This is a genomic window from Aliidiomarina minuta (assembly GCF_003987145.1).
GTDB classification, from domain to species: domain Bacteria; phylum Pseudomonadota; class Gammaproteobacteria; order Enterobacterales; family Alteromonadaceae; genus Aliidiomarina; species Aliidiomarina minuta.
On sequence record NZ_PIPL01000001.1, the window covers coordinates 2,025,029 to 2,044,711 of the forward strand.

Sequence of the window (19,683 nt, forward strand, 5' to 3'; positions counted from 1 at the left end):
GCTATTTTTATAAAGGCCAGAATAGCAGTAAGGCCGGTATACCCACCACTATAACAATAATTTCCAGAGGCACACCCAGGCGCCAGTAATCACCAAACTTAAAACCACCAGGCCCCAATATCAAAGTGTTATTCTGATGCCCTATGGGCGTCAGAAAAGCACAGGAAGCTCCCACGGCTACGGCCATCAAAAAGGTATCCGCATTCACCGTAAGCTGATTGGCTGTACTCAAGGCTATCGGACACATCACCGCCGCCGTCGCCGCATTATTCATAAAGTCTGACAACATCATGGTTATCAATAAAATCAGCACCAGAGCGATGACGCTGTTTTCACCCGCCAGAGTATTCAGCATAACCTGCGCTATTAAGTCTGCAGTGCCAGTGGTATACATAGCCCCTGCAACTGGTATCAGTGCCGCCAACAGAACCACGACAGGCCAGTCAATAGCGGAATATATTTTACGTGGGGCCACTACCTTAAGAACCATCACCGCCAGTACCCCCGCCGCGAAAGAAACAGCGGCAGGCAGCAGCCCAAAGGCCGCCCCCGCAATTGCTCCACCCATAACTGCCGTAGCCAGAATAGCCTTACGCTTACTGGGCACCCGTATTTCACGCTCAGCTAAAGGTACGCAGCCAAAATCCGAAGCAAATTCTGCGAGATTTTCCGCATCACCCTGCATTAGTAATACATCACCGGCACGCAGCCTGGTATGCCGGATGCGTTTGATATTATGCTGACCCTGACGGGAGACCGCCAGTAAATTTACCGAATAACGTGTACGCAGCGCCAGATCACTGGCAGCCCGGCCTATGATCTCAGCATCTGGTAAAACACTGAGTTCCATAATAACAACATCACCACTGCTGCGTTCTTTTTCTTTGTCCTGCTCTTCTTTTTGTTCTTTACTGAGCGACGCCGCGGTCACCGCCCGTCCCATAAACATGCTGGGCCGCTGATGCTCTTCCTCCCCGTCTTTGCTGTCCTCTGGCTTGACGCTTTCCTGAAGTCTTAACCCCAGGCTGGACAACGCGCCGCCCAAAGATTCAGGATCTGCTTCAAGTACCAGGATGTCGTCTGCTTTCAACTTCCGCCGCGGATTCGGGGCTGTCACCTGTTCGTTACCCCGCAAAATGCCGACCACCTGCGCATCATGCTCATCCAGCGCTTTTTCCAGTTCAAAAACCCGCATGCCATCGGTTTTGCCTTCACTACGTACCCGGACCTCAGTAATATAGGCGGCAGTATCAAAACTGGACGCGTCGATTCGTTTGCGTTCCGGAACCAATCGCCAGCCCAGCAAAGCGACAAAAATAACACCTACGGACGCCACTACTATGCCAACAGGCGTAAAGGCAAACATCGCAAAACCCTCAGCCCCGGCTTCACTGCGAAAACCCGATACTATCAGATTCGGAGGGGTACCAATCAAGGTGGTCATGCCGCCCAGAATGGAACCAAAAGCGACTGGCATCAGAACTCTTCCGGGTGGCATATCCAGTTTCCCGGCAAGCTGAATCGCCACGGGCATCAGCAACGCCATGGCGCCGACATTGTTCATAAATGCGGACATAACCGCCGCCAGAGCGGTGAGCGAAGCAATAGTCACCGTCGGTCCTGAGTTTTTCGGCAGTGCTTTCTGAGCTAACACGTCAACGGCACCGGAAGACTGCAGCGCACTACTTAACACCAGGACGCAGGCTACAGTAATAACCGCCGGGTGGCCGAATCCGGCAAAAGCAATATCAGTCGGAACCAATCCCATGAAAACACAAGCAAGTAGTGTAGCTAGTGCCACCATGTCATGGCGCCAGCGGCCCCAGATAAACATGCCAACTGCCAACAGTAAGATGACGATAATAGTGAGCTGGTCAAAACTCATAAATCACCCTGTAAGCTGGTCAAAGCAGCGACAAAATCAACTTCAACCTGAGTCCATATTGTGAAGCTGGCAGCGCCTTGCGCCACTAACATGCCAAGACCATCCGTCATTTCACAGGATTTTTCAGCAGCTAGTTGATGAAACGGCTCAGCAGCTTTGCCGTAACTCAGGTCATAACAGAAAGGGTGGCCAGTAAACCAATCCGCGGGCAATACCGGAGCCAGTCCTGAATGGCCACTGGCAGTTGCGTTAATAAGGATATCAGGGCGCATTGACTGTTCTGGAGTAGCTAACTGCAATGCTTTTTTGTCAAAGTCTGTCACCAGTTGCTGTGCTTTAGCCAGAGTTCTGTTACCTATACTGAGTTTGGACACACCGGCTTCCAGCAGCGGCTGAATAACCCCTCGGGTCGCTCCGCCAGCCCCCATAATAAGCACATGGCTTCCATTTAAAGGTCCCCGCAACCGAGTCAGATCCCTGACCAGGCCCTCGCCGTCAGTGTTATCACAAACCACAACACCGTCCTTCAGAAAAAGCGTATTTGCCGCGCCAGCTATCGCGGCCCGGGCGCTGACCTTATCCATCAACTCAAGTACTCGGACTTTATGCGGCAGAGTGATGTTAGCGCCCTGACCACCCTTCGCGAAGAAATCAGCTAATTGCTGCGCAAAGCTGGCTTCGGGTGCTAAAATACGTCGATAATCGACTTCGACTCCACTTTGCTGGGCAAACAGCTGATGAATACGAGGCGAAAGACTGTGCTCAATAGGATCGCCGAAAACTGCCAGAGGTATCATGTTATCCCGCTTCTTTAAAAAAACTGAGCCGACAACTGCAACACCTTCTCAGTATCAGCAACTAGGTGGAGAGAAAGCGGTAAGGGCAATGGCCGAGCGCTTTTACGACATCATGCAAAGCGATCCTGAAGCCAGTGATTTGCTGGCTATACATCCACAGCCCATGACCGCAATACGGCTAAAATTTTTTGAATTTTTAAGCGGTTGGCTAGGCGGTCCCCAACTATTCATTGAAAAATATGGCGACCCCAGATTGCGCGCTCGCCACCTGCCCTTTAGCATTGACATTAAAATGCGCGACCAATGGTTACACTGTATGTACGTGGTACTTAATGAGCAGGTACAGGATCCCCTGCTTAAACAACAGCTAAAGGCGCAGTTTACGCGCCTTGCCCACCATATGATAAATACAGCTGAATCCTAGCTCGCTTTGGCCTGAATACGTTCAATGCGCCCTTTAAAGCCGGTTCTGGTTTTATCGTCCAGCCCGTGAGCCAGAGCCTCTTCGCACACCGCTATAGCTTTATCGTATTGCCCGTCTTCCATCAACACATTTGCATAGTTCTGGAAAGTAAGCACCTGCGGCAACTTGCCACCATTTTGTTTCTTTAACAGCGGTTTGATTTTCTTAAACTCATTCACATGCTGTTCAGCATAATGCTTAAAAGCTTCTCTCACGTCTGCTGTTTTACGGTCCTTGTAGGTAGCATCCGTAATTTGCACATAAAGACGATGACGGGACAAAGGATCCTGAGTGCCTTGCAGTGCATCAATCTGGGCCACAACCGGTTCTGGTAGCGCCCCTGTCTGCGGAGTTACCGTTGGAGCCGCTACTTTTTCTTTTGCTACTGCAGGTTCTTTTGATTCTGTTTTAACTTTTGCAGCAGGGGCTGACTCCCTTCCTGTCTTCACTGGTGATGTCTTCACTGGTGCTTTTTTCTTTGCTGTCGCTGGCGCCGACTTTTCTGCTACCGGAGCAGAAACCGTTTCACTGGCTTCAGCGGTTGGCTTTGTTTCCTCTGGTGCTGGTTTACTTTCTGGTTTTTGTTTGCCCAGCACACTACTGCGAAAAAACAGGAAGCCAGCAGCCACCAGTGCGATAATAATTATATATTCCATAGTCCTTTCCTATTTAGCTATGCGAATTACCGCTTACGAGAGCGAAAGCCTGCCGATGTATTCGCGGGTTTAGATTTAGTTTTTTTTACAGCACTTCTGTTACCGCGCGAGCGCTGCTTCGATGTATCTTCTGTTTTAATTGAGTGTTGTAACTTTTGCTCCAACAGGCGTAATTCACTGCCCGCCAACTGGCGCCATTCTCCCACCGCCAACTCACCCAGGTCGATATGCATAATACGCACTCGCTTCAGCTTCACCACTTCATAACCAAGGTACTCAGCCATACGCCGTATTTGGCGGTTCAACCCCTGCGTCAGCACAATACGAAAGGTGCGACCATTTATGCGATCCGCCTTACATTGCCGGGTAACCGTATCCAGAATAGGCACACCGCGCCGCATCTGCTGTAAAAACTCATCATCAAAGCGGCGTTCCAGGGTAACTATGTATTCTTTCTCATGTTCATTACCCGCACGCAAGATTTTGTTTACAATATCACCATCATTAGTCAATAAAATCAAACCTTCCGAAGGCTTATCTAATCTTCCGATGGGAAATATACGATGTTCATAGTTGACGGCATCAACTATATTGCCCCGCACCTTGCGCTCTGTGGTGCAAGTAATGCCCACAGGTTTATTGTATGCCAGGTACACAGAATCAGGTTTGCTAGTTAACAATTGCCCCCGAACTTCAATTTGATCGGAAGCGCCCACCTGTAAACCCATTTCTGCGGGTTGCCCATTCACCCGCACCTGCCCCTCTGCAATAAGCTTGTCCGCTTCACGGCGTGAGCAGATTCCAGTCTCACTGATCCACTTGTTCAACCGCTTAGTAGCACTGGAATCACTCATTGGCCAACCAGTCCTGAGGTTTCAGGTAACGTTCATACAAAAGGCTTTCTGCTGTTCCTGGCTCGGGTGTATGCATATACTCCCAGCGCACCAAAGGCGGCATGGACATTAAAATGGACTCTGTGCGGCCACCGGTTTGTAATCCGAACAGGGTGCCGCGGTCATAGACCAGGTTAAATTCAACATAACGCCCACGACGGTACAACTGAAACTGGCGTTCTCTTTCTCCGTATTCGGTATCTTTACGACGCTCCACAATAGGTGCATACGCAGGCAGGAAATGGTCACCGACCGACTGCATCAAGCCAAAGGCATGCGCAAAATCTTTCTCGCCCTTCAGGTTGCAGTTCAGGTCATCAAAAAACAGCCCCCCTACACCCCGGGTTTCTTCGCGGTGTGGCAAATAGAAATACTCGTCGCACCAATGTTTATAGCGTGGATAATAGTCGGCACCAAAAGCATCACAGGCTTTTTTGGCTGTTTTGTGCCAGTGCACGGCGTCCTCTTCACGAGGATAAAAAGGTGTCAGGTCAAAACCACCGCCAAACCACCAGGCAGGCTCTTCGCCAGCTTTTTCCGCAATAAAAAAGCGCACGTTCGCATGGCTGGTTGGCACATGCGGATTACGCGGATGCAAGACCAGCGAAACGCCGCAGGCATGAAAGCTGCGCCCGGCCAGTTCTGGTCGGTGCGCGGTTGCTGACGCAGGCATCTGGGCACCATACACATGAGAGAAATTAACGCCTCCCTGTTCAAACACCCGTCCCTGCTTTAACACCCGTGAACGACCACCGCCCCCAGCTTCCCGCTGCCAGCTATCTTCCTGAAATGAAGCACCGCCATCTAAAGCTTCCAGCTGCTGACAAATGTTGTCCTGCAACTGCAGCAGATAAGTTTTCACTTCGGCGAGATAGGCATGTTCTTTCATGAGCGAATAACTTCCTTAGTCAGCGGGTTAATAATACGGCTCGGTTGAGTAGCCTTGCCCACTTCGGCATCCATAATCCAGTCAATGTCTTCACCAAAGGTGTTTCTAACTGCCTCGGCTGAAGTTAACGCGGGCTCGCCACTACGATTCGCACTGGTAGACACCAACGCCGTACCTAACGCCTTACACAACTGTCGCGCCGGTTCATGGGCGGTTACCCGCACCGCTATGGTGTCATGCTGGCCACGTAGGAATGAGGGCACATCCGGCCGCGCCGGAAGTATTAGTGTAGTATGACCCGGCCAGTGAGACAGCACATTAAAGCGCTGATCCTGCAATATTTTTTTATCGTCTACATAGTCCAGAAGCTGGCTATAATCAGCTGCAATCAGAATCAGTCCCTTCTCCGCAGAACGAGACTTGAGAGACAGTAAACGACGTACGGCCACTTCATCATAAGGGGCACAGCCCAGACCAAATACAGCCTCGGTGGGATAAGCAATAACGCCATGCCGGGCCAGAGCATCACGAGCCGGAATAAAAGTTTCAGGGGTATAATTAGTCATGCGGCCAGGCTCCTCAATAATAATTCAGACTGCATTATAAAGGCTCTGAACTATAACTGCAGGATTTTTGCGGGCATTTTAGTCTGACTCCCGCTGCACTTTTCTTTTCAACCAATACGTGCCAGCCACAATCCGGGCATGTCTGCGCCACAGGTCTATCATTTAACGCATAGCGGCATTTGGGGTAAGCGTCACAAGGATAGAAAACTTTGCCGTACTTATTACTGCGTTCAATAAGCGAACCTTTGCCACATTGTGGGCAATCTGCCAGCGCACCCTGTTCTTCTTCGGCATCAGGATCAGCAATATAATCACATTTCGGGAAATTGCTGCAGCCGATAAAAAAGCCAAAACGACCTTTTTTCAGCAGTAACGGATGCTCACACTCAGGACAATAAGCATCGGGCAGAGGCTGGGGCTCGAAATCGGAGGTTTCCTGCAATGAGCGGGTATAATCGCAAGCAGGGTAATTGGAACAACCCCAGAAACTATTCTGGCCAATATGCTTGATTCGCAGCTGACCATCGCAACGCGGGCAGGGTTTAGTGTCGGCATCAGAATGCTGCGCCGAGAATAGCGCAGCATCTTTATTCTGCTCTGTCATATTTAGTGCATGAAGCCTTCCGGCTCCTCAAAAATAAGACCTTCCATTTGCGAGTAGGCATCTTCGCGACCCGGTACATTAAAGAGCACCATCAATACCACCCACTTCAGGTCTTCCAGGGCAAAGCTTTGTGTATCCAGCTCCATCACCCGATCCAGCACCATTTCGCGAGTGGTAAAATCAAGCACACCTATTTGCTCCAGGTACATTAAAAAGCCACGGCTGGGACTGTCCAGTCGCGCCATTTCACCCGCAGTAAAGGCACGGAAAGTCGCCTGCGGCGCCGCATTCAAATACGGTGTCTGCTGGCTATCCTGCAAATCGGCCAGGCGTTCGAGCCAGGCCAGTGCTTTATTGATTTCCTGTTGATGGAATCCCGCTCGGGTCAACTCATCAGTCAGTTCATCGTGGTCTACTACCACTTCCATTTCTGAATGGACGTAGTTTTCAAATAGATACATGAGGATATCAAACATCATTTATTCCCTCCTCACCCTGACATAACCGCCAGGTACAGCTGTTACCCATCCATCCAACTCTAAACTGATCAGTTGGTTCATGACCGACGCCACTGGCAGACAAGTACGTTCGACCAGGCTGTCAATTGACGTGGTCTCAAAGCCTACGTTAGCTAACATTTGTTGATTTGCCAACCCTGTTGACACCACTTTCGACCTGTTTTCAATATTTTCAGGTAGTTCCATGGCCCCCTGCAACGCAGGCAATTCAGCCAAAATGTCCTGAGCACAGGTTACCAGAATCGCGCCCTCTTGTATAAGCTGATGATTACCTCGATAGCTACTTTGAGTGACCGGCCCAGGTAACGCATACACGTTACGGTTCTGCTCTAAGGCAAGACGCGCGGTCACCAGTGAACCGCTACGAATACTGGCTTCAACCACTAACACGCCCTGACTTAGTCCAGTTATTATACGATTGCGACGCAGAAAATGATCGCTTCGTGCCGAAGTACCGGGAATAAACTCAGAAATCAGTACACCTTTATCGCCTATTTCCCGGTATAGCTCCCGTGCTCTAGGCGGATAACAAATGTCAGGGCCACAGCCCAGTACAGCAATGGTATCGGCCCCCTGCTCCAGCGCGGCATGGTGGGCAGCCGAATCTATGCCCAACGCCATACCACTGCAGATAGCCCAGCCGCAGCGAGTTAAGTCCGCGGTCAACTGTGTCGCATGTTGTAAGCCGTAATGAGAAGCCCTGCGGCTGCCCACTACTGCCAACTGCGGTTTATCCAGTAAACTTTTGTCGCCCTTGCCAAATAACAACCAGGGCGGCCTGTGAATATGAGTTAAAGCTTCCGGATAATCAGCACAGGCCCGGGTTAATAAAAAATGGCGGTCGTCCTCTTCCAGCCATCTCAACGTGGTTTCTATATAAGCGTCGGGAGCTTTAGGAATCTGTTGCTGCCAGAATCGGCTGAGGCCGGCAAAAGGCTGTTCCGCATTCTGCGCCAGATTTCCCTGCACACGATGCCTGCTTAATAACTCGTGTAGCTGAGCCGGAGCCAGTAATAACGATAACCATTGCCCTATACTTTGCTGTGTCCACATGATGCCATCCTTGTCATCTGCATAAATAATCCTTATATATTTGCTATGAACGACCAAAGTGCAAGCCCAGGCACTATTATTTAGTGGGGGTTCCCGTTAAAATTAGGCGATAGCTTGCACTGCAACAGAAATACAAGAGGTAGATCCAATGGCCACCCTGGAAATTTTACAGTATCCGGACGACCGTCTGCGCAAAGTAGCCAAACCCGTGGCTGACGTTGACGACGCCCTGCGCAATGTCATCGACAACATGTTTGAAACCATGTACGAAGCAAGCGGCGTGGGCCTGGCGGCAACGCAGGTCGACGTGCATAAGCGTTTTTTTATAGCTGATTGCTCGGAGAATCAGGATGAACCTCTGGTATTTATCAATCCTGAGATCATTGAACGTGATGGCATGCATGAAAATGAAGAAGGTTGCCTGAGCTTTCCAAACGTTTACGCCAAAGTGGAACGCGCCAGCGAAATCAAAGTGAAAGCGCTGGATCGTGACGGAAATGAATTCATACGCGAAGCAGACGGATTGCTGGCAATCTGCATCCAGCATGAGCTGGATCACTTGCAGGGTAAGCTTTTTGTTGACTACCTGTCGCCTTTGAAACGCAACCGTATCCGTAAGAAACTGGAAAAAGAAGCCAAACTCGCCGCCCGCGAGGCATAAGGATACACGTGCGTATTATTTTTGCAGGCACTCCGGATTTCGCAGCGCGCCATTTACAGGCACTGCTGGACAATAACCATCACGAAGTAGTGGCGGTATACACACAACCTGACAGGCCCGCCGGGCGCGGTAAAAAATTACAGGCTAGCGCCGTTAAGGAGCTGGCACTTCAGTATCAGATATCGATTGAACAACCAGAAAGCCTGAAGAGTGAATCAGCACAACAGCAGCTGGCCTCCTATCAGGCTGACATCATGATCGTGGTGGCTTATGGCCTGCTACTCCCTCAGGCGGTTCTCGAAATACCACGTCTTGGCTGCGTCAACGTGCACGGTTCTTTATTACCCCGCTGGCGCGGAGCGGCACCTATTCAGCGTGCCATTTGGGCTGGTGACAAAGAAACCGGTGTCACCATCATGCAAATGGATGAAGGGCTGGATACCGGTCCTATGTTATTGAAAAGAAGCATTCCTATTGAGAATCAGGATACTTCAGCCTCAATTTACAACAAGCTTGCCGAATTGGGACCGGAAGCCTTATTACAGACTCTGACCCAGCTCGAAAACGGCACCTGTAATCCTGAACCGCAGGACGACAGCAACGCCAGTTATGCGAAGAAATTGAAAAAACAGGAAGCTCAGATTGACTGGAAACAGGATGCGGAATTTATCGAGCGCTGTATCCGGGCTTTCACACCCTGGCCGGGTACTGAGTTTACGCTCGAAGGAATGCGCTTTAAAGTCTGGCAAGCGAATGTATGCCAGGGCGAAGCAAATGCGCTGCCCGGCACCATTTTACAGGCAGATAAAAGCGGCCTTCGGGTCCAAACCGAGCAAGGCGCACTGAACATCACCCAACTGCAACCACCGGGCAAAAAAGCTATGCCGATAGCCGACGTACTCAATGCGCGGGCGGCCCTGTTCCAGCCAGGTGTCATACTGAGCCAGCATGAATAACGCGGCAACAGCTCGTGCCGCCGCCGCTTTTTGCCTGCAACAGGTCCTGCAGCATGAGCGCTCATTGAATCAGGTGATGCCTGAGGCGCAGCAAAAATTCAGTCTCTCAGCGGGCGATAAAGCTTTTACTCAGGCCATCGTATTTGGCGTACTGCGTGACCTCCCGGCGCTTGAATGGCTGGTTCAGCAGGCGCTTGATAAGCCGCTGAGAAGTAAACTTCGCGTAATACATTATCTTATCCTCGTTGGCCTGCAGCAACTCCGCTCAATGCGCACAGCTTCCCATGCCGCCATCGCAGAAACGGTTAACGCCTGCGCTCTGCTACGACAAAAAGCATTAAAAGGTCTGGTCAATGCTGTCCTGCGCAACTATCAGCGCCAGCAAGAAAGTCTGGAAGCACAGCTGGCATCCTTACCGGATAAAATTCTGGGCCATCCGGGCTGGTTATTACGTCGGCTCAAAGAAACCTACCCCGAATACTGGCCTGCTATAGTGGCGGCCAATAACACTCAGGCTCCTATGTGGCTGCGCGTAAACATACGCCATCATAGTGTGGCTGAGTATGCTCATTTGCTTCAACAACAGGGCCTCGAAAGCACCACACAACCTGGCCTGGAACAGGCCATTTGCCTGCAGCACCCGGTTGATGTACATAGCCTGCCCGGCTTCAGCGAAGGCTGGGTGTCAGTGCAGGATGGCGCGGCGCAGTACGCGGCTCAATTACTGAATGCTCAACCCGGCGAGCGCATTCTGGATGCCTGTGCTGCACCTGGCGGCAAAACCGCGCATATTCTGGAACGCTGCGACTGCCAGGTTAGCGCATTAGATATTGATGCTACTCGGCTGACACGGGTGGAAGAGAACCTGCAGCGTTTGCAACTGCACGCCAACTGTCAGCAAGGGGACGCTGCAAACCCTGACACCTGGTGGGACGGGCAGCAATTTGACCGCATTTTACTGGATGCACCCTGCTCGGCAACGGGCGTCATTCGCCGCCATCCTGACATAAAATGGTTACGTCGTGACTCTGATATTGACCAGCTCACCGAATTACAGGCGCAAATACTAGCCTGCCAATGGCAACTTCTTAAACCTGGTGGTACCTTGTTATATGCAACCTGCTCCGTATTACCACAGGAAAATCATCAGCAAGTAGCGGCTTTTTTGGCCTCGCATCCGGATGCCTATTATGATCCCCTGTATGCTGATGATGAAAGCGGGTGGCAACTGCGCCCAGGCCAGAATAATCTGGATGGATTTTTTTATGCGCGGCTTCAAAAGCAAGAGTGAGCGGATACCACAATGAAAATAATAATTATCGGTGCAGGACAGGTCGGAGCAACGCTGGCTGAAAACCTGGTCGGCGAGCAAAATGAAATAACGGTCATCGATCTCGACCGCCATGTGCTTGGTGAACTGCAGGATAAATACGACCTCCGGGTTGTTGTCGGAAACGGCGCACATCCGGATACTTTGCAGGCTGCGGGCGCTGATGATGCGGATATGCTAATCGCAGTGACCAGCACTGATGAAGTTAACATGCTGTCCTGCCAGATTGCTTACAGCATGTTTAATACACCAACAAAAATTGCCCGCATCCGCTCGGAGCAGTACATTCGTTATAAAGAAAAGCTGTTTCATAATCAGGATATGCCCGTCGACCACCTGATAGCCCCAGAACAGCTGGTGACGGCTTATATTAAACGCCTCATTGATTACCCCGGTGCTTTGCAAGTAATGGAGTTTGCCGCGGGTAAAGTCAGCCTGGTGGCGGTAAAAGCCTATTATGGTGGCAAACTAGTGGGCCATGCCATTTCGACCCTACGGGAACATATTCCGAATATCGATGCCCGGGTCGCAGCAATATTTCGTCAGGGCCGGCCTATAAAGCCGCTCGGCAGCACTATTATTGAAGCTGATGATGAAGTTTTCTTTGTCGCGGCGACCGCCAATATCCGTGTGGTTATGGAAGAGTTGCAACGATTAGAAGATACTTACCGCCGCATCATGATTGTGGGGGGCGGCCATGTTGGCGCTGGCCTGGCTAAACAACTGGAAAAAACTCACCGGGTAAAACTGGTTGAAAAAGGCCTGGAACGCGCTGAGTATCTTTCGTCGGAGTTGCAGAATACTCTGGTACTTCACGGCGATGCTTCAGATCAGCAAATGCTGAGCGAAGAACATATCGAAGATATTGATGTTTTTGTTGCTGTTACTAACGATGACGAAGCCAATATCATGTCCGCTATGCTGGCGAAACGCATGGGCGCCAAGAAAACCATGGTGCTTATTCAACGCAGTGCTTACGTAGACTTAGTACAGGGCGGCGATATAGATATCGCCATCTCACCGCAGAACGCTACCATCTCTGCTTTGTTGCGCCATATTCGCCGCGGTGACATCGTCAACGTCTATTCGCTACGCAAAGGCGCCGCGGAAGCTATTGAAGCCATTGCCCACGGTGACGAAAAAACCTCCAAGGTAATTGGTAAATCAATTCGCGAAATAAAAATGCCCGCAGGCACCACCATCGGTGCCATTGTGCGCGGTGAAGAAGTATTAATAGCACATGATGAAACCATCATAAGATCAGATGACCACGTAGTAATGTTTCTGGTCGACAAAAAATACATCAGTGATGTCGAGCGCCTGTTCGAACCCAGCGCTTTATTCTTCTGACCCTTGCGGTTTATCAGCCACGCCAGAACGTGGGAGTAAAGAGCACCAGCAAGGTAAAGACTTCAAGGCGTCCAAACAGCATGGACAAGATCGCCAGCCACTTGCCTGCTGAGGAAACGTCCTGAAAATTAGCGGCAACAGACCCCAATCCAGGTCCCAGGTTATTCAGCGTGGCAACCGTAGCCCCAAAAGCGGAATAGTCATCCAGACCGGTAGCGATAAAGCCCAGCATAATAAAGACAAAAACCAGCGCATAAGCGGCGAAAAATCCCCATACCGCCTGAATCACCCGATCGGGTAAAGCTCGCTGACCATATTTGACGCTGAAAACACCTTTCGGGTGAACCAGTCGATTTAGCTCACGCACCCCCTGGCGGTATAACAGCAACACTCGAATTACTTTAAGGCCACCGCCGGTAGAGCCCGCAGAACCACCGATAAAACTGGCAAAGATGAGCATTACAGGTAAGAAAACGGGCCAGGCTGAGTAGTCCTCAGTCGTAAAACCAGCGGTAATAGCTATGGATACCGCCTGGAACATCCCGTGCGTCACCGCCTGCCCGACGCCATCATACCAACGGTAGACCAGTAAAGTAGCCACACAAATCAGAATAAGTACCAGTTGAATCGCGAGCAGCGCACGTAATTCGGGGTCGTGTAGATAGTTACGTAATGACTTCCCGCGGAATGCAGCAAAGTGCAATGCGAAGTTAGCCCCCGCAATAAGCAGAAAAATGACGCAAATCAGGTTAATAATCCAGCTGTCATAATAACCTATGCTGGCGTCATGGGTTGAAAAGCCACCAATAGCCACCGTCGAGAACGCATGGCCAACTGCATTAAAAAGGTCCATCCCCGCCGCCCAGTATGCCAGCGTACAGGCTAGAGTAATGCCAAAATAGATATACCAAAGATGCTTAGCAGTGTCTGCAATACGGGGGGTCATTTTATTATCTTTCATGGGCCCGGGTGTCTCAGCCCGATACAACTGCATACCTCCAATGCCTAACAACGGTAAAATAGCGACTGCCAGCACGATAATACCCATACCCCCTAGCCATTGCAGTAGCTGACGGTAAAAGCGATAGGCGTGAGGAAGTTCGTCAATGCCGGTTAGTACCGTGGCACCTGTGGTCGTTAACGCGGAGAACGACTCAAACATAGAATCGGTGAAACTCAGGCTAAAATTGTCAGGCATCCAAAAAGGAATAGCCCCAACGGTACCCAGCACGACCCAGAACATCACCACAATTATAAAACCCTCGCGGGTTTTCAGGTCGGCCCGGCGGTCACGATTTGGAAACCACAATATGAAACCGATGAAGAGACTGAGCAAAAAGGCCAGGAAGAAGGCGGCCGCCCCGCCGTCGCCGTATATCCATGCAAGCACCACAGGTGGCAACAGGGCGACGCTGAAAACCGCAACCAGCAGTCCCAGAATACGTAGTATCGAGCGAACCTGCATCAAGCAAGTCCTTGTTCACGAGTCAGATTCTCATTTCTATCGCGATGAATGATGATGTTGTCCTCAATGCGAATGCCGCCATAAGGGCGGAATTCATCAACACGCTTCCAGTTTATCTTCTGCCCAGCCCTGGTATTTGCCAGACGCTGTAACAGAGGCTCGATGAAATAGAGGCCAGGCTCAATGGTAAATACCTGTCCAGGTTCTATCTTACGGGTTGTTTTAAGTGTTGGAAACAAATCTGGTGGTGAAACCACTAATCCGCGCTCATCTGCCAGGTTACCACCAACATCATGCACCTGAAGCCCCAGCATGTGACCCAGCCCATGCGGCATGAATACACTGGTCACCTGGTTCTCAATCATTTCCTGAGGCTGCATATTGACCAGTCCGAAATCCTTTAGAATCTGCGCAAGTGACAGGTGTGCCTGCTCATGTAGCTGCGCAAAAGTAGTGCCTGGTGTGGCCTTACCAGCAAGCTCCCGACTCAGGCCGTCTACAGCTCGTATCAGCTGCGCAAAATCGCCTTCCTGCCAGGCGTATGTTCTGCTGATATCAGCAGCATAGCCCCGACAGTTTGCGCCAGCATCTATCATCATACTCCGCCGCTGGTTCTCAGCTATAACCTGACGCGACTGAACGGAATAGTGCAGGATAGCTGCATGCTCGTTGTGCCCAATGATGTGATCATAAGGCACTTCATTGGGTCCTTGCCCGGTAGCCTGAATATACGCAAGCCAACAGCCAAACTCCGATTCGCCGGAAAAATAAGCGGCTTCCGCTGCTTCGTGGCCCTGTATTGCAATGGCGTTAGCTTCACGCAGGCAGGCTTGCTCATAGTCTGTTTTGAATAGTCTGTGATAATGCAGGTAACTCATAACAGGCTCAGGGTTAACCTCCTCAATGCCTAAGGCCAGGGCTACCTCTATGTGCTCCCCCAGGTAAACGCAGCGGGCTTTATCGTACGGCAGGTGTTGATCGATAGCATCTGGTGTACTAATAAGTTCCACGTGGAACCTGGGCAACCAGAACTCGTCATCAATCCGACCCTGCTGAGTCCAGAAGTCTTCTGTTGAATGAAAAACCAGCACAGGTTTTTTACCCGGCCGGATAAGTAACCAGCAATTAGGTGCATCCAGTAAGGGGCACCAGGCTTTAAAGTGCGGGTTAACCTTAAATGGGTACTCCATATCATCCAAAAACTGGCGTTTCACTTGCCCACTGTGAATCGCCAGCACATCGATTTGCTCCCGTTGTAGCAAGCGTTCATAACGCTCACTCAACAGCGCAATATGATTTCCAAACAAATCAGCAAAGATTGTCCGGTTTTGTGTCCGCCTCGGCATAATAGCAAACGCCTCCATTCTCAAGAATGCGCATCGAATGCACCAGATCCAGGATATTATCATCCCGGCCTAGTAGCATCGTATATATTTGCTGGTAAGCCAAGACCGCTTTTACATAATCCCGTGTTTCCTGATATGGAATGGTCTCAATCCAGAGGTCAGCAGCAAGCTGTCCCTCAGGCAACCATTCCCGCACACGATTAATGCCGGCGTTATAGGACGCTGTCGCCAGTAGCCAGTTGTTATCATTACGTCTTAAAAGATCGGCCAGATAACGGGTGCCTAAACGAATATTCTCTTCCGGATGATGTAAGTCCGGCGATCGGCTTCTTGGACGTCCGGGTGTTCGTCGCAAAAGGTATTCCGCTGTATCAGGCATAACCTGCATGAGTCCCTGAGCACCCACTGGAGATACTGCGTCCGCCTGAAAAGCGCTTTCTCGTCGAATTACAGCAAAAGCCCAGGCGGGGTCAATTGATTGCTGTGTGGCATATTTAGTCAGAGTTTCCTGGAAACCAAGTGGAAATCGTCTTTCTACATCATTCCCTAAACCTAATCGTGCCAATTCGTGAATGCTCTGATCCAGCCATTGCCAGCGACTAGCCAGAATGACGGCTTGTTTACGCTCGTTTTCTGTTAATTGACTGCGTACCAGGTTCCACTCACTGCGGGCTTCCATCAGCTTGCCCAACTGCAGAAATTCATAGGCACGTTTAACCCCATCTCGCTTAGCCAGGGCGTCCACAGACTCAGGGTCATAAACTAAGGGGGCTATATTAAGACTAGGTTCTGCACCCATACGGGCACTGGCCATGAAGCCGTAATAGTGACGCCGTGTGGCAAGTTCACCCCATACAACATCCGCTTCCAGCGGCCGCTTTAATTCATCAAGGCTGCGAGCCTGCCAATATAAATAGGGTGCTTCATCCGCCAGTTCCACAGGCAAACTTTCGATGAAGTTCAGCACCTTCTCAAAATCCTGGCCTCTTAAGAGGCTGGCAAGCTGCCAGTGCCTTCCGCCGCTAGTTAATCGCTCAGCTGGCAGGCGCTCAAACCAGAGCGTCGCTTCGTCATGACCGCGTACGGCGAGCGCGATAGCAAAAGCTTCCTCCATCTCTTGCACCTGCGCCTCATCGAACTCAAAATGAGCTTCTATTTGAGGCCAGAGCCGAAGTGTATGCTCCTGATTCTGCCAAATCAGACGGCGCAGAGCATTCGTTACTATCTGCATACTGCGAGGGTCGTCTGCTGGTAACTTCTCAAATTCGCCCACCTGAGCTGGCGAGCGATGTATGCGGTATGCTTTCTCTGCCAGCACCTGCTGTGCTTCGGGCAAAAGACCGATCAGGTAACGACTTAACCGCCATTCTCGCTCATTAAACGTCAATTGAAGACGACGCCACACCATATCATCGGTGCGCTCTCCCGCCTCCTCCCAGGCAGCAAATACCGGGTCGCAAGTGCGAGGCTGGCTTTGCCCTCTTACCCAACGGCGTTCGATTAAACTCGATAACGCCTCAATGTCATTTTCCGCTTCCCAGCGAAAACGCAAATAACGGCAATCCTGATGAGCATCCCCACGAGGAATATAATCACGGATATAACGCTGATCCATATCTCGGCGCGCCAGAAAGGCGAGCCAGGCATTGCGCACTCGGCGTTCTGCTGTGGTTCCCTGATACGCCTGCATGAAACTCAATACCTGACTTTCTTTTTGCAAAGACATATTGTTTTGTAAGTACGCCGACTCTATATAAGGCCATAGGGGATAGTCGCCGTAGTCTTCTGCAAGTTGCGAGAACTCATATTCATTGGCGCTTGCGGCTTTCCGCTCCGCGCTGATAAAACCATCGCGCTGGCGTTCAACTTTTGTCGGCAAAGGTTCAAAAAACAGTTCTGGCAACTTAAGTGATTGAGCTGCCGCAGCGGTTCCGTTCAGATTAAAAGCAGCAATGCTCAAAACGGCGATACTTTTAAACGCCTGTTTAAATCTTGTTTGCATTGTGGGATGATTAGTGCCACATTTTTGTTCCATACTTAAAGCACCAAAGTTTGTAGTAAAGTCTTTACGGCACCGCCGTAATACATGGGAGACCCAAGATGATCTACCAAGGTGAAAACCTGCATGTCGATTTTATTGAAGAAGGCATTGCCGAGCTTCAGTTCGACGCACCCGGCTCCGTCAACAAGTTTGACGAGAAAACTCTTAATCAGTTCAGTGAAGCACTGGATGCCTTAAGCCAGAATAAAGAGCTTAAAGGCGTTATCATGACCAGTAGCAAATCTACGTTTATCGTAGGCGCTGATATTACCGAATTCCTGACGCTCTTCTCCGATCTTGATAAAACCAGGACCTGGGTACACAAGGCCTCTCGCGTCTTCGACAAGATGGAAGACCTTCAGGTTCCAAGTGTAGCCGCCGTATCTGGTTTTGCACTGGGCGGTGGCTGCGAAGCCATACTTTCCTGTGATTACCGAGTGGTTGATGAAACCGCGATGATAGGTCTGCCGGAAGTTAAGTTAGGCCTTATACCTGGATTTGGCGGCACCGTTCGTCTACCACGGGTTATCGGCCCTGACAACGCACTGGAAGCTATCACGACTGGCGCCAATCACAAACCTGAAAAGGCACTTAGTCTGGGTCTTGTTGATGCCATAGTGGCAGGCGATAAGCTTAAAGCAGCCGCGCTGAGCATGCTTAAAGATGCTATTGCCGGTGAGCTGGACTGGAAGAGCAAACGGCAGCCTAAGCTAGAGCCGTTGAAGGCCAATGACACCGAACGCCTGATGACCTTTAGCACCGCTAAAGGCCTTGTCGCAGCGAAGGCTGGCAAACATTACCCGGCTCCCCATGCGGCTGTTGAAGTGGTTGAACGTGGCGCTGGCGAAGCCCGTAATGAAGCACTGAATATTGAGAATGAGCTTTTTGTTAAGCTCACTCAGACAGACGCCTGCCGTGCCATGGTTGGGATCTTCCTTGCCGACCAGATGGTTAAAGGTAAGAGCAAAAAATCAGCAAAAAGTGCAACTAAAGAAATTAAGCGTGCCGGTGTTCTCGGCGCCGGCATTATGGGTGGTGGCATCGCCTACCAGTCGGCTGTTAAAGGCGTTCCTGTAGTGATGAAAGACATCAAACAGGATGCCCTCGATTTAGGCCTCAATGAAGCAGCGAAAATTTTAGGTAAAGGTGTTGAACGCGGTAAAGTAAAACCAGCGAAAGTAGCCGAAACCCTGAATAACATAGTACCTACCCTGCACAACAACGAACTGGAAAATGTAGATATCATTGTTGAAGCTGTGGTGGAAAACCCGAAAGTAAAAGGTGCCGTGCTGGCCGAAATAGAAGGCGTAGTGGCTAAAGACGCTATTATTACTTCTAACACGTCAACGATTTCAATTGACCGCCTGGCAGAGAACCTGAAAGATCCGAGTCGCTTCTGTGGCATGCACTTTTTTAACCCGGTGCATAAAATGCCACTGGTAGAAGTAATACGGGGCAAACACACATCGGATGAAACCGTTGCGGCAGTGGTTGCTTACGCGCTGAAAATGGGTAAAACCCCTATCGTTGTAAACGACTGCCCAGGCTTTTTAGTGAACCGGGTGCTGTTCCCATACTTCGCAGGCTTCAGCAAGCTGCTTGACGATGGCGTGAACTTCCCGCAAATAGATAAAGTCATGGAAAAGCAGTTCGGCTGGCCTATGGGCCCAGCGTATCTTAGCGATGTCGTGGGTATCGACACCTCAGACCATGCCACTCATGTAATGGCTGAAGGCTTCCCAAGCCGCATGCCGCGTGACGAAAATGGCGCTATTGCGCAGCTTGCAGCGGCTGAGCGTTATGGCCAGAAGAATGGTAAAGGCTTTTACGAGTACAGCACTGACAAACGTGGCCGTCCTCAGAAAGTAGTCAACGATGACGTTTACGACATTATCGGCAAGAAAGATAAAGAAGCGGACGCTGACGAGATTATCGCCCGCTGTATGGTTCCTATGGTCAACGAAATAGTGCGTTGTTATGAAGACGGCATTATTGGTAGCGCCGAAGAAGCCGACATTGCCCTGCTCTATGGTATTGGTTTCCCTCCATTCCGTGGTGGTGCATTCCGTTACCTGGAAACCTTAGGGTTGAAGAAATTTGTAGAATTAGCTGATAAGTACGCTCACTTAGGTGAAATTTATCAGGTTACTGATGGCCTGCGCGCTAAAGCGGAAGCTGGTGAGTCTTACTTTAAAAGCTAATTTCGAACG

The 19,683-nt window shown here is 50.5% G+C and carries 18 protein-coding genes; 6 read left to right on the forward strand and 12 right to left on the reverse strand.

Annotated elements, in window-relative coordinates:
- Nucleotides 1-7 precede the first annotated feature (7 nt).
- Nucleotides 8-1,885 (reverse strand): SLC13 family permease, encoded by a 1,878-nt coding sequence (locus CWE09_RS09715; protein ID WP_126803766.1) that lies wholly within the window; start codon nucleotides 1,883-1,885, stop codon nucleotides 8-10.
- Nucleotides 1,882-2,682, reverse strand: a complete 801-nt coding sequence (aroE, locus tag CWE09_RS09720) for a shikimate dehydrogenase (protein ID WP_126803767.1) — start codon at nucleotides 2,680-2,682, stop codon at nucleotides 1,882-1,884. The genes CWE09_RS09715 and aroE overlap by 4 nt, the downstream gene beginning before the upstream one ends.
- Between aroE and CWE09_RS09725 the strand changes: the two genes are divergently transcribed.
- Nucleotides 2,681-3,106, forward strand: a complete 426-nt coding sequence (locus CWE09_RS09725) for a group II truncated hemoglobin (RefSeq protein WP_126803768.1) — start codon at nucleotides 2,681-2,683, stop codon at nucleotides 3,104-3,106. The genes aroE and CWE09_RS09725 overlap by 2 nt on opposite strands.
- Here CWE09_RS09725 and CWE09_RS09730 read toward each other — a convergent pair.
- The 7 genes from CWE09_RS09730 to dprA are packed head-to-tail and all read right to left on the reverse strand — an operon-like array spanning nucleotide 3,103 to nucleotide 8,324.
- Entirely contained in the window at nucleotides 3,103-3,801 is a 699-nt protein-coding gene (locus tag CWE09_RS09730) for a hypothetical protein (protein ID WP_126803769.1), read from the reverse strand. The genes CWE09_RS09725 and CWE09_RS09730 overlap by 4 nt on opposite strands.
- Before the next feature lie 26 nt (nucleotides 3,802-3,827).
- Entirely contained in the window at nucleotides 3,828-4,655 is an 828-nt protein-coding gene (gene rluF, locus CWE09_RS09735; protein WP_126803770.1) for a 23S rRNA pseudouridine(2604) synthase RluF, read from the reverse strand.
- Nucleotides 4,648-5,583 carry an oxygen-dependent coproporphyrinogen oxidase gene (gene hemF / locus CWE09_RS09740; protein WP_126803771.1) on the reverse strand — a complete coding sequence of 312 codons (936 nt, stop codon included), beginning with the start codon at nucleotides 5,581-5,583 and terminating at the stop codon, nucleotides 4,648-4,650. Before hemF ends, rluF begins: the two co-directional genes overlap by 8 nt.
- Entirely contained in the window at nucleotides 5,580-6,149 is a 570-nt protein-coding gene (gene tsaC / locus CWE09_RS09745; protein ID WP_126803772.1) for an L-threonylcarbamoyladenylate synthase type 1 TsaC, read from the reverse strand. Before tsaC ends, hemF begins: the two co-directional genes overlap by 4 nt.
- 34 nt (nucleotides 6,150-6,183) lie before the next feature.
- Entirely contained in the window at nucleotides 6,184-6,753 is a 570-nt protein-coding gene (locus CWE09_RS09750) for a DNA topoisomerase family protein (RefSeq protein WP_126803773.1), read from the reverse strand.
- A 2-nt stretch (nucleotides 6,754-6,755) separates the two neighbouring features.
- Nucleotides 6,756-7,229 (reverse strand): DUF494 family protein, encoded by a 474-nt coding sequence (locus CWE09_RS09755; RefSeq protein ID WP_126803958.1) that lies wholly within the window; start codon nucleotides 7,227-7,229, stop codon nucleotides 6,756-6,758.
- A 3-nt stretch (nucleotides 7,230-7,232) separates the two neighbouring features.
- Nucleotides 7,233-8,324: a DNA-processing protein DprA gene (gene dprA / locus CWE09_RS09760; RefSeq protein WP_126803774.1), complete on the reverse strand. Its 1,092-nt coding sequence runs from the start codon at nucleotides 8,322-8,324 to the stop codon at nucleotides 7,233-7,235.
- Nucleotides 8,325-8,472: 148 nt separating this feature from the next.
- On the opposite strand from dprA, the gene def reads away from it, so the two are divergent.
- From def to trkA, 4 genes are read left to right on the forward strand one after another with little or no spacing between them, the layout of a single operon-like run.
- Nucleotides 8,473-8,985: a peptide deformylase gene (def, locus tag CWE09_RS09765; protein WP_126803775.1), complete on the forward strand. Its 513-nt coding sequence runs from the start codon at nucleotides 8,473-8,475 to the stop codon at nucleotides 8,983-8,985.
- An 8-nt stretch (nucleotides 8,986-8,993) separates the two neighbouring features.
- The gene (gene fmt, locus CWE09_RS09770) at nucleotides 8,994-9,941 is read left to right on the forward strand and encodes a methionyl-tRNA formyltransferase (RefSeq protein ID WP_241974333.1); all 948 of its coding nucleotides are present in this window, start codon (nucleotides 8,994-8,996) and stop codon (nucleotides 9,939-9,941) included.
- A complete protein-coding gene (gene rsmB / locus CWE09_RS09775) occupies nucleotides 9,934-11,232 on the forward strand; it encodes a 16S rRNA (cytosine(967)-C(5))-methyltransferase RsmB (protein ID WP_126803777.1) in 1,299 nt (432 codons plus the stop codon). The genes fmt and rsmB overlap by 8 nt, the downstream gene beginning before the upstream one ends.
- Nucleotides 11,233-11,244: 12 nt before the next feature.
- The gene (gene trkA, locus CWE09_RS09780; protein WP_126803778.1) at nucleotides 11,245-12,621 is read left to right on the forward strand and encodes a Trk system potassium transporter TrkA; all 1,377 of its coding nucleotides are present in this window, start codon (nucleotides 11,245-11,247) and stop codon (nucleotides 12,619-12,621) included.
- A gap of 13 nt (nucleotides 12,622-12,634) precedes the next feature.
- Here the strand turns inward: trkA and CWE09_RS09785 are convergent, their stop codons facing one another.
- From CWE09_RS09785 to CWE09_RS09795, 3 genes are read right to left on the reverse strand one after another with little or no spacing between them, the layout of a single operon-like run.
- Nucleotides 12,635-14,086, reverse strand: a complete 1,452-nt coding sequence (locus CWE09_RS09785) for a TrkH family potassium uptake protein (RefSeq protein WP_126803959.1) — start codon at nucleotides 14,084-14,086, stop codon at nucleotides 12,635-12,637.
- Nucleotides 14,086-15,432, reverse strand: coding sequence for a Xaa-Pro dipeptidase (pepQ, locus tag CWE09_RS09790; RefSeq protein WP_126803779.1), 1,347 nt, complete (start codon nucleotides 15,430-15,432; stop codon nucleotides 14,086-14,088). Before pepQ ends, CWE09_RS09785 begins: the two co-directional genes overlap by 1 nt.
- A complete protein-coding gene (locus CWE09_RS09795; protein WP_198679698.1) occupies nucleotides 15,395-17,434 on the reverse strand; it encodes a transglycosylase SLT domain-containing protein in 2,040 nt (679 codons plus the stop codon). The genes pepQ and CWE09_RS09795 overlap by 38 nt, the downstream gene beginning before the upstream one ends.
- A 98-nt stretch (nucleotides 17,435-17,532) precedes the next feature.
- Between CWE09_RS09795 and fadB the strand changes: the two genes are divergently transcribed.
- Entirely contained in the window at nucleotides 17,533-19,674 is a 2,142-nt protein-coding gene (gene fadB, locus CWE09_RS09800; protein ID WP_126803781.1) for a fatty acid oxidation complex subunit alpha FadB, read from the forward strand.
- The last annotated feature ends 9 nt before the right edge of the window (nucleotides 19,675-19,683 follow it).

What these genes read in the sequence shown, in the direction of transcription:
- rsmB (WP_126803777.1), top strand. Translation starts at nt 9,934, where the DNA reads ATGAATAACGCGGCAACAGCTCGTGCCGCCGCCGCTTTTTGCCTGCAA.
- pepQ (WP_126803779.1), bottom strand. Translation starts at nt 15,432, where the DNA reads ATGCCGAGGCGGACACAAAACCGGACAATCTTTGCTGATTTGTTTGGA.
- CWE09_RS09795 (WP_198679698.1), bottom strand. Translation starts at nt 17,434, where the DNA reads ATGCAAACAAGATTTAAACAGGCGTTTAAAAGTATCGCCGTTTTGAGC.
- trkA (WP_126803778.1), top strand. Translation starts at nt 11,245, where the DNA reads ATGAAAATAATAATTATCGGTGCAGGACAGGTCGGAGCAACGCTGGCT.
- CWE09_RS09750 (WP_126803773.1), bottom strand. Translation starts at nt 6,753, where the DNA reads ATGACAGAGCAGAATAAAGATGCTGCGCTATTCTCGGCGCAGCATTCT.
- CWE09_RS09715 (WP_126803766.1), bottom strand. Translation starts at nt 1,885, where the DNA reads ATGAGTTTTGACCAGCTCACTATTATCGTCATCTTACTGTTGGCAGTT.
- hemF (WP_126803771.1), bottom strand. Translation starts at nt 5,583, where the DNA reads ATGAAAGAACATGCCTATCTCGCCGAAGTGAAAACTTATCTGCTGCAG.
- def (WP_126803775.1), top strand. Translation starts at nt 8,473, where the DNA reads ATGGCCACCCTGGAAATTTTACAGTATCCGGACGACCGTCTGCGCAAA.
- CWE09_RS09730 (WP_126803769.1), bottom strand. Translation starts at nt 3,801, where the DNA reads ATGGAATATATAATTATTATCGCACTGGTGGCTGCTGGCTTCCTGTTT.
- rluF (WP_126803770.1), bottom strand. Translation starts at nt 4,655, where the DNA reads ATGAGTGATTCCAGTGCTACTAAGCGGTTGAACAAGTGGATCAGTGAG.
- fadB (WP_126803781.1), top strand. Translation starts at nt 17,533, where the DNA reads ATGATCTACCAAGGTGAAAACCTGCATGTCGATTTTATTGAAGAAGGC.
- aroE (WP_126803767.1), bottom strand. Translation starts at nt 2,682, where the DNA reads ATGATACCTCTGGCAGTTTTCGGCGATCCTATTGAGCACAGTCTTTCG.
- tsaC (WP_126803772.1), bottom strand. Translation starts at nt 6,149, where the DNA reads ATGACTAATTATACCCCTGAAACTTTTATTCCGGCTCGTGATGCTCTG.
- CWE09_RS09725 (WP_126803768.1), top strand. Translation starts at nt 2,681, where the DNA reads ATGTTATCCCGCTTCTTTAAAAAAACTGAGCCGACAACTGCAACACCT.
- CWE09_RS09755 (WP_126803958.1), bottom strand. Translation starts at nt 7,229, where the DNA reads ATGTTTGATATCCTCATGTATCTATTTGAAAACTACGTCCATTCAGAA.
- CWE09_RS09785 (WP_126803959.1), bottom strand. Translation starts at nt 14,086, where the DNA reads ATGCAGGTTCGCTCGATACTACGTATTCTGGGACTGCTGGTTGCGGTT.
- dprA (WP_126803774.1), bottom strand. Translation starts at nt 8,324, where the DNA reads ATGTGGACACAGCAAAGTATAGGGCAATGGTTATCGTTATTACTGGCT.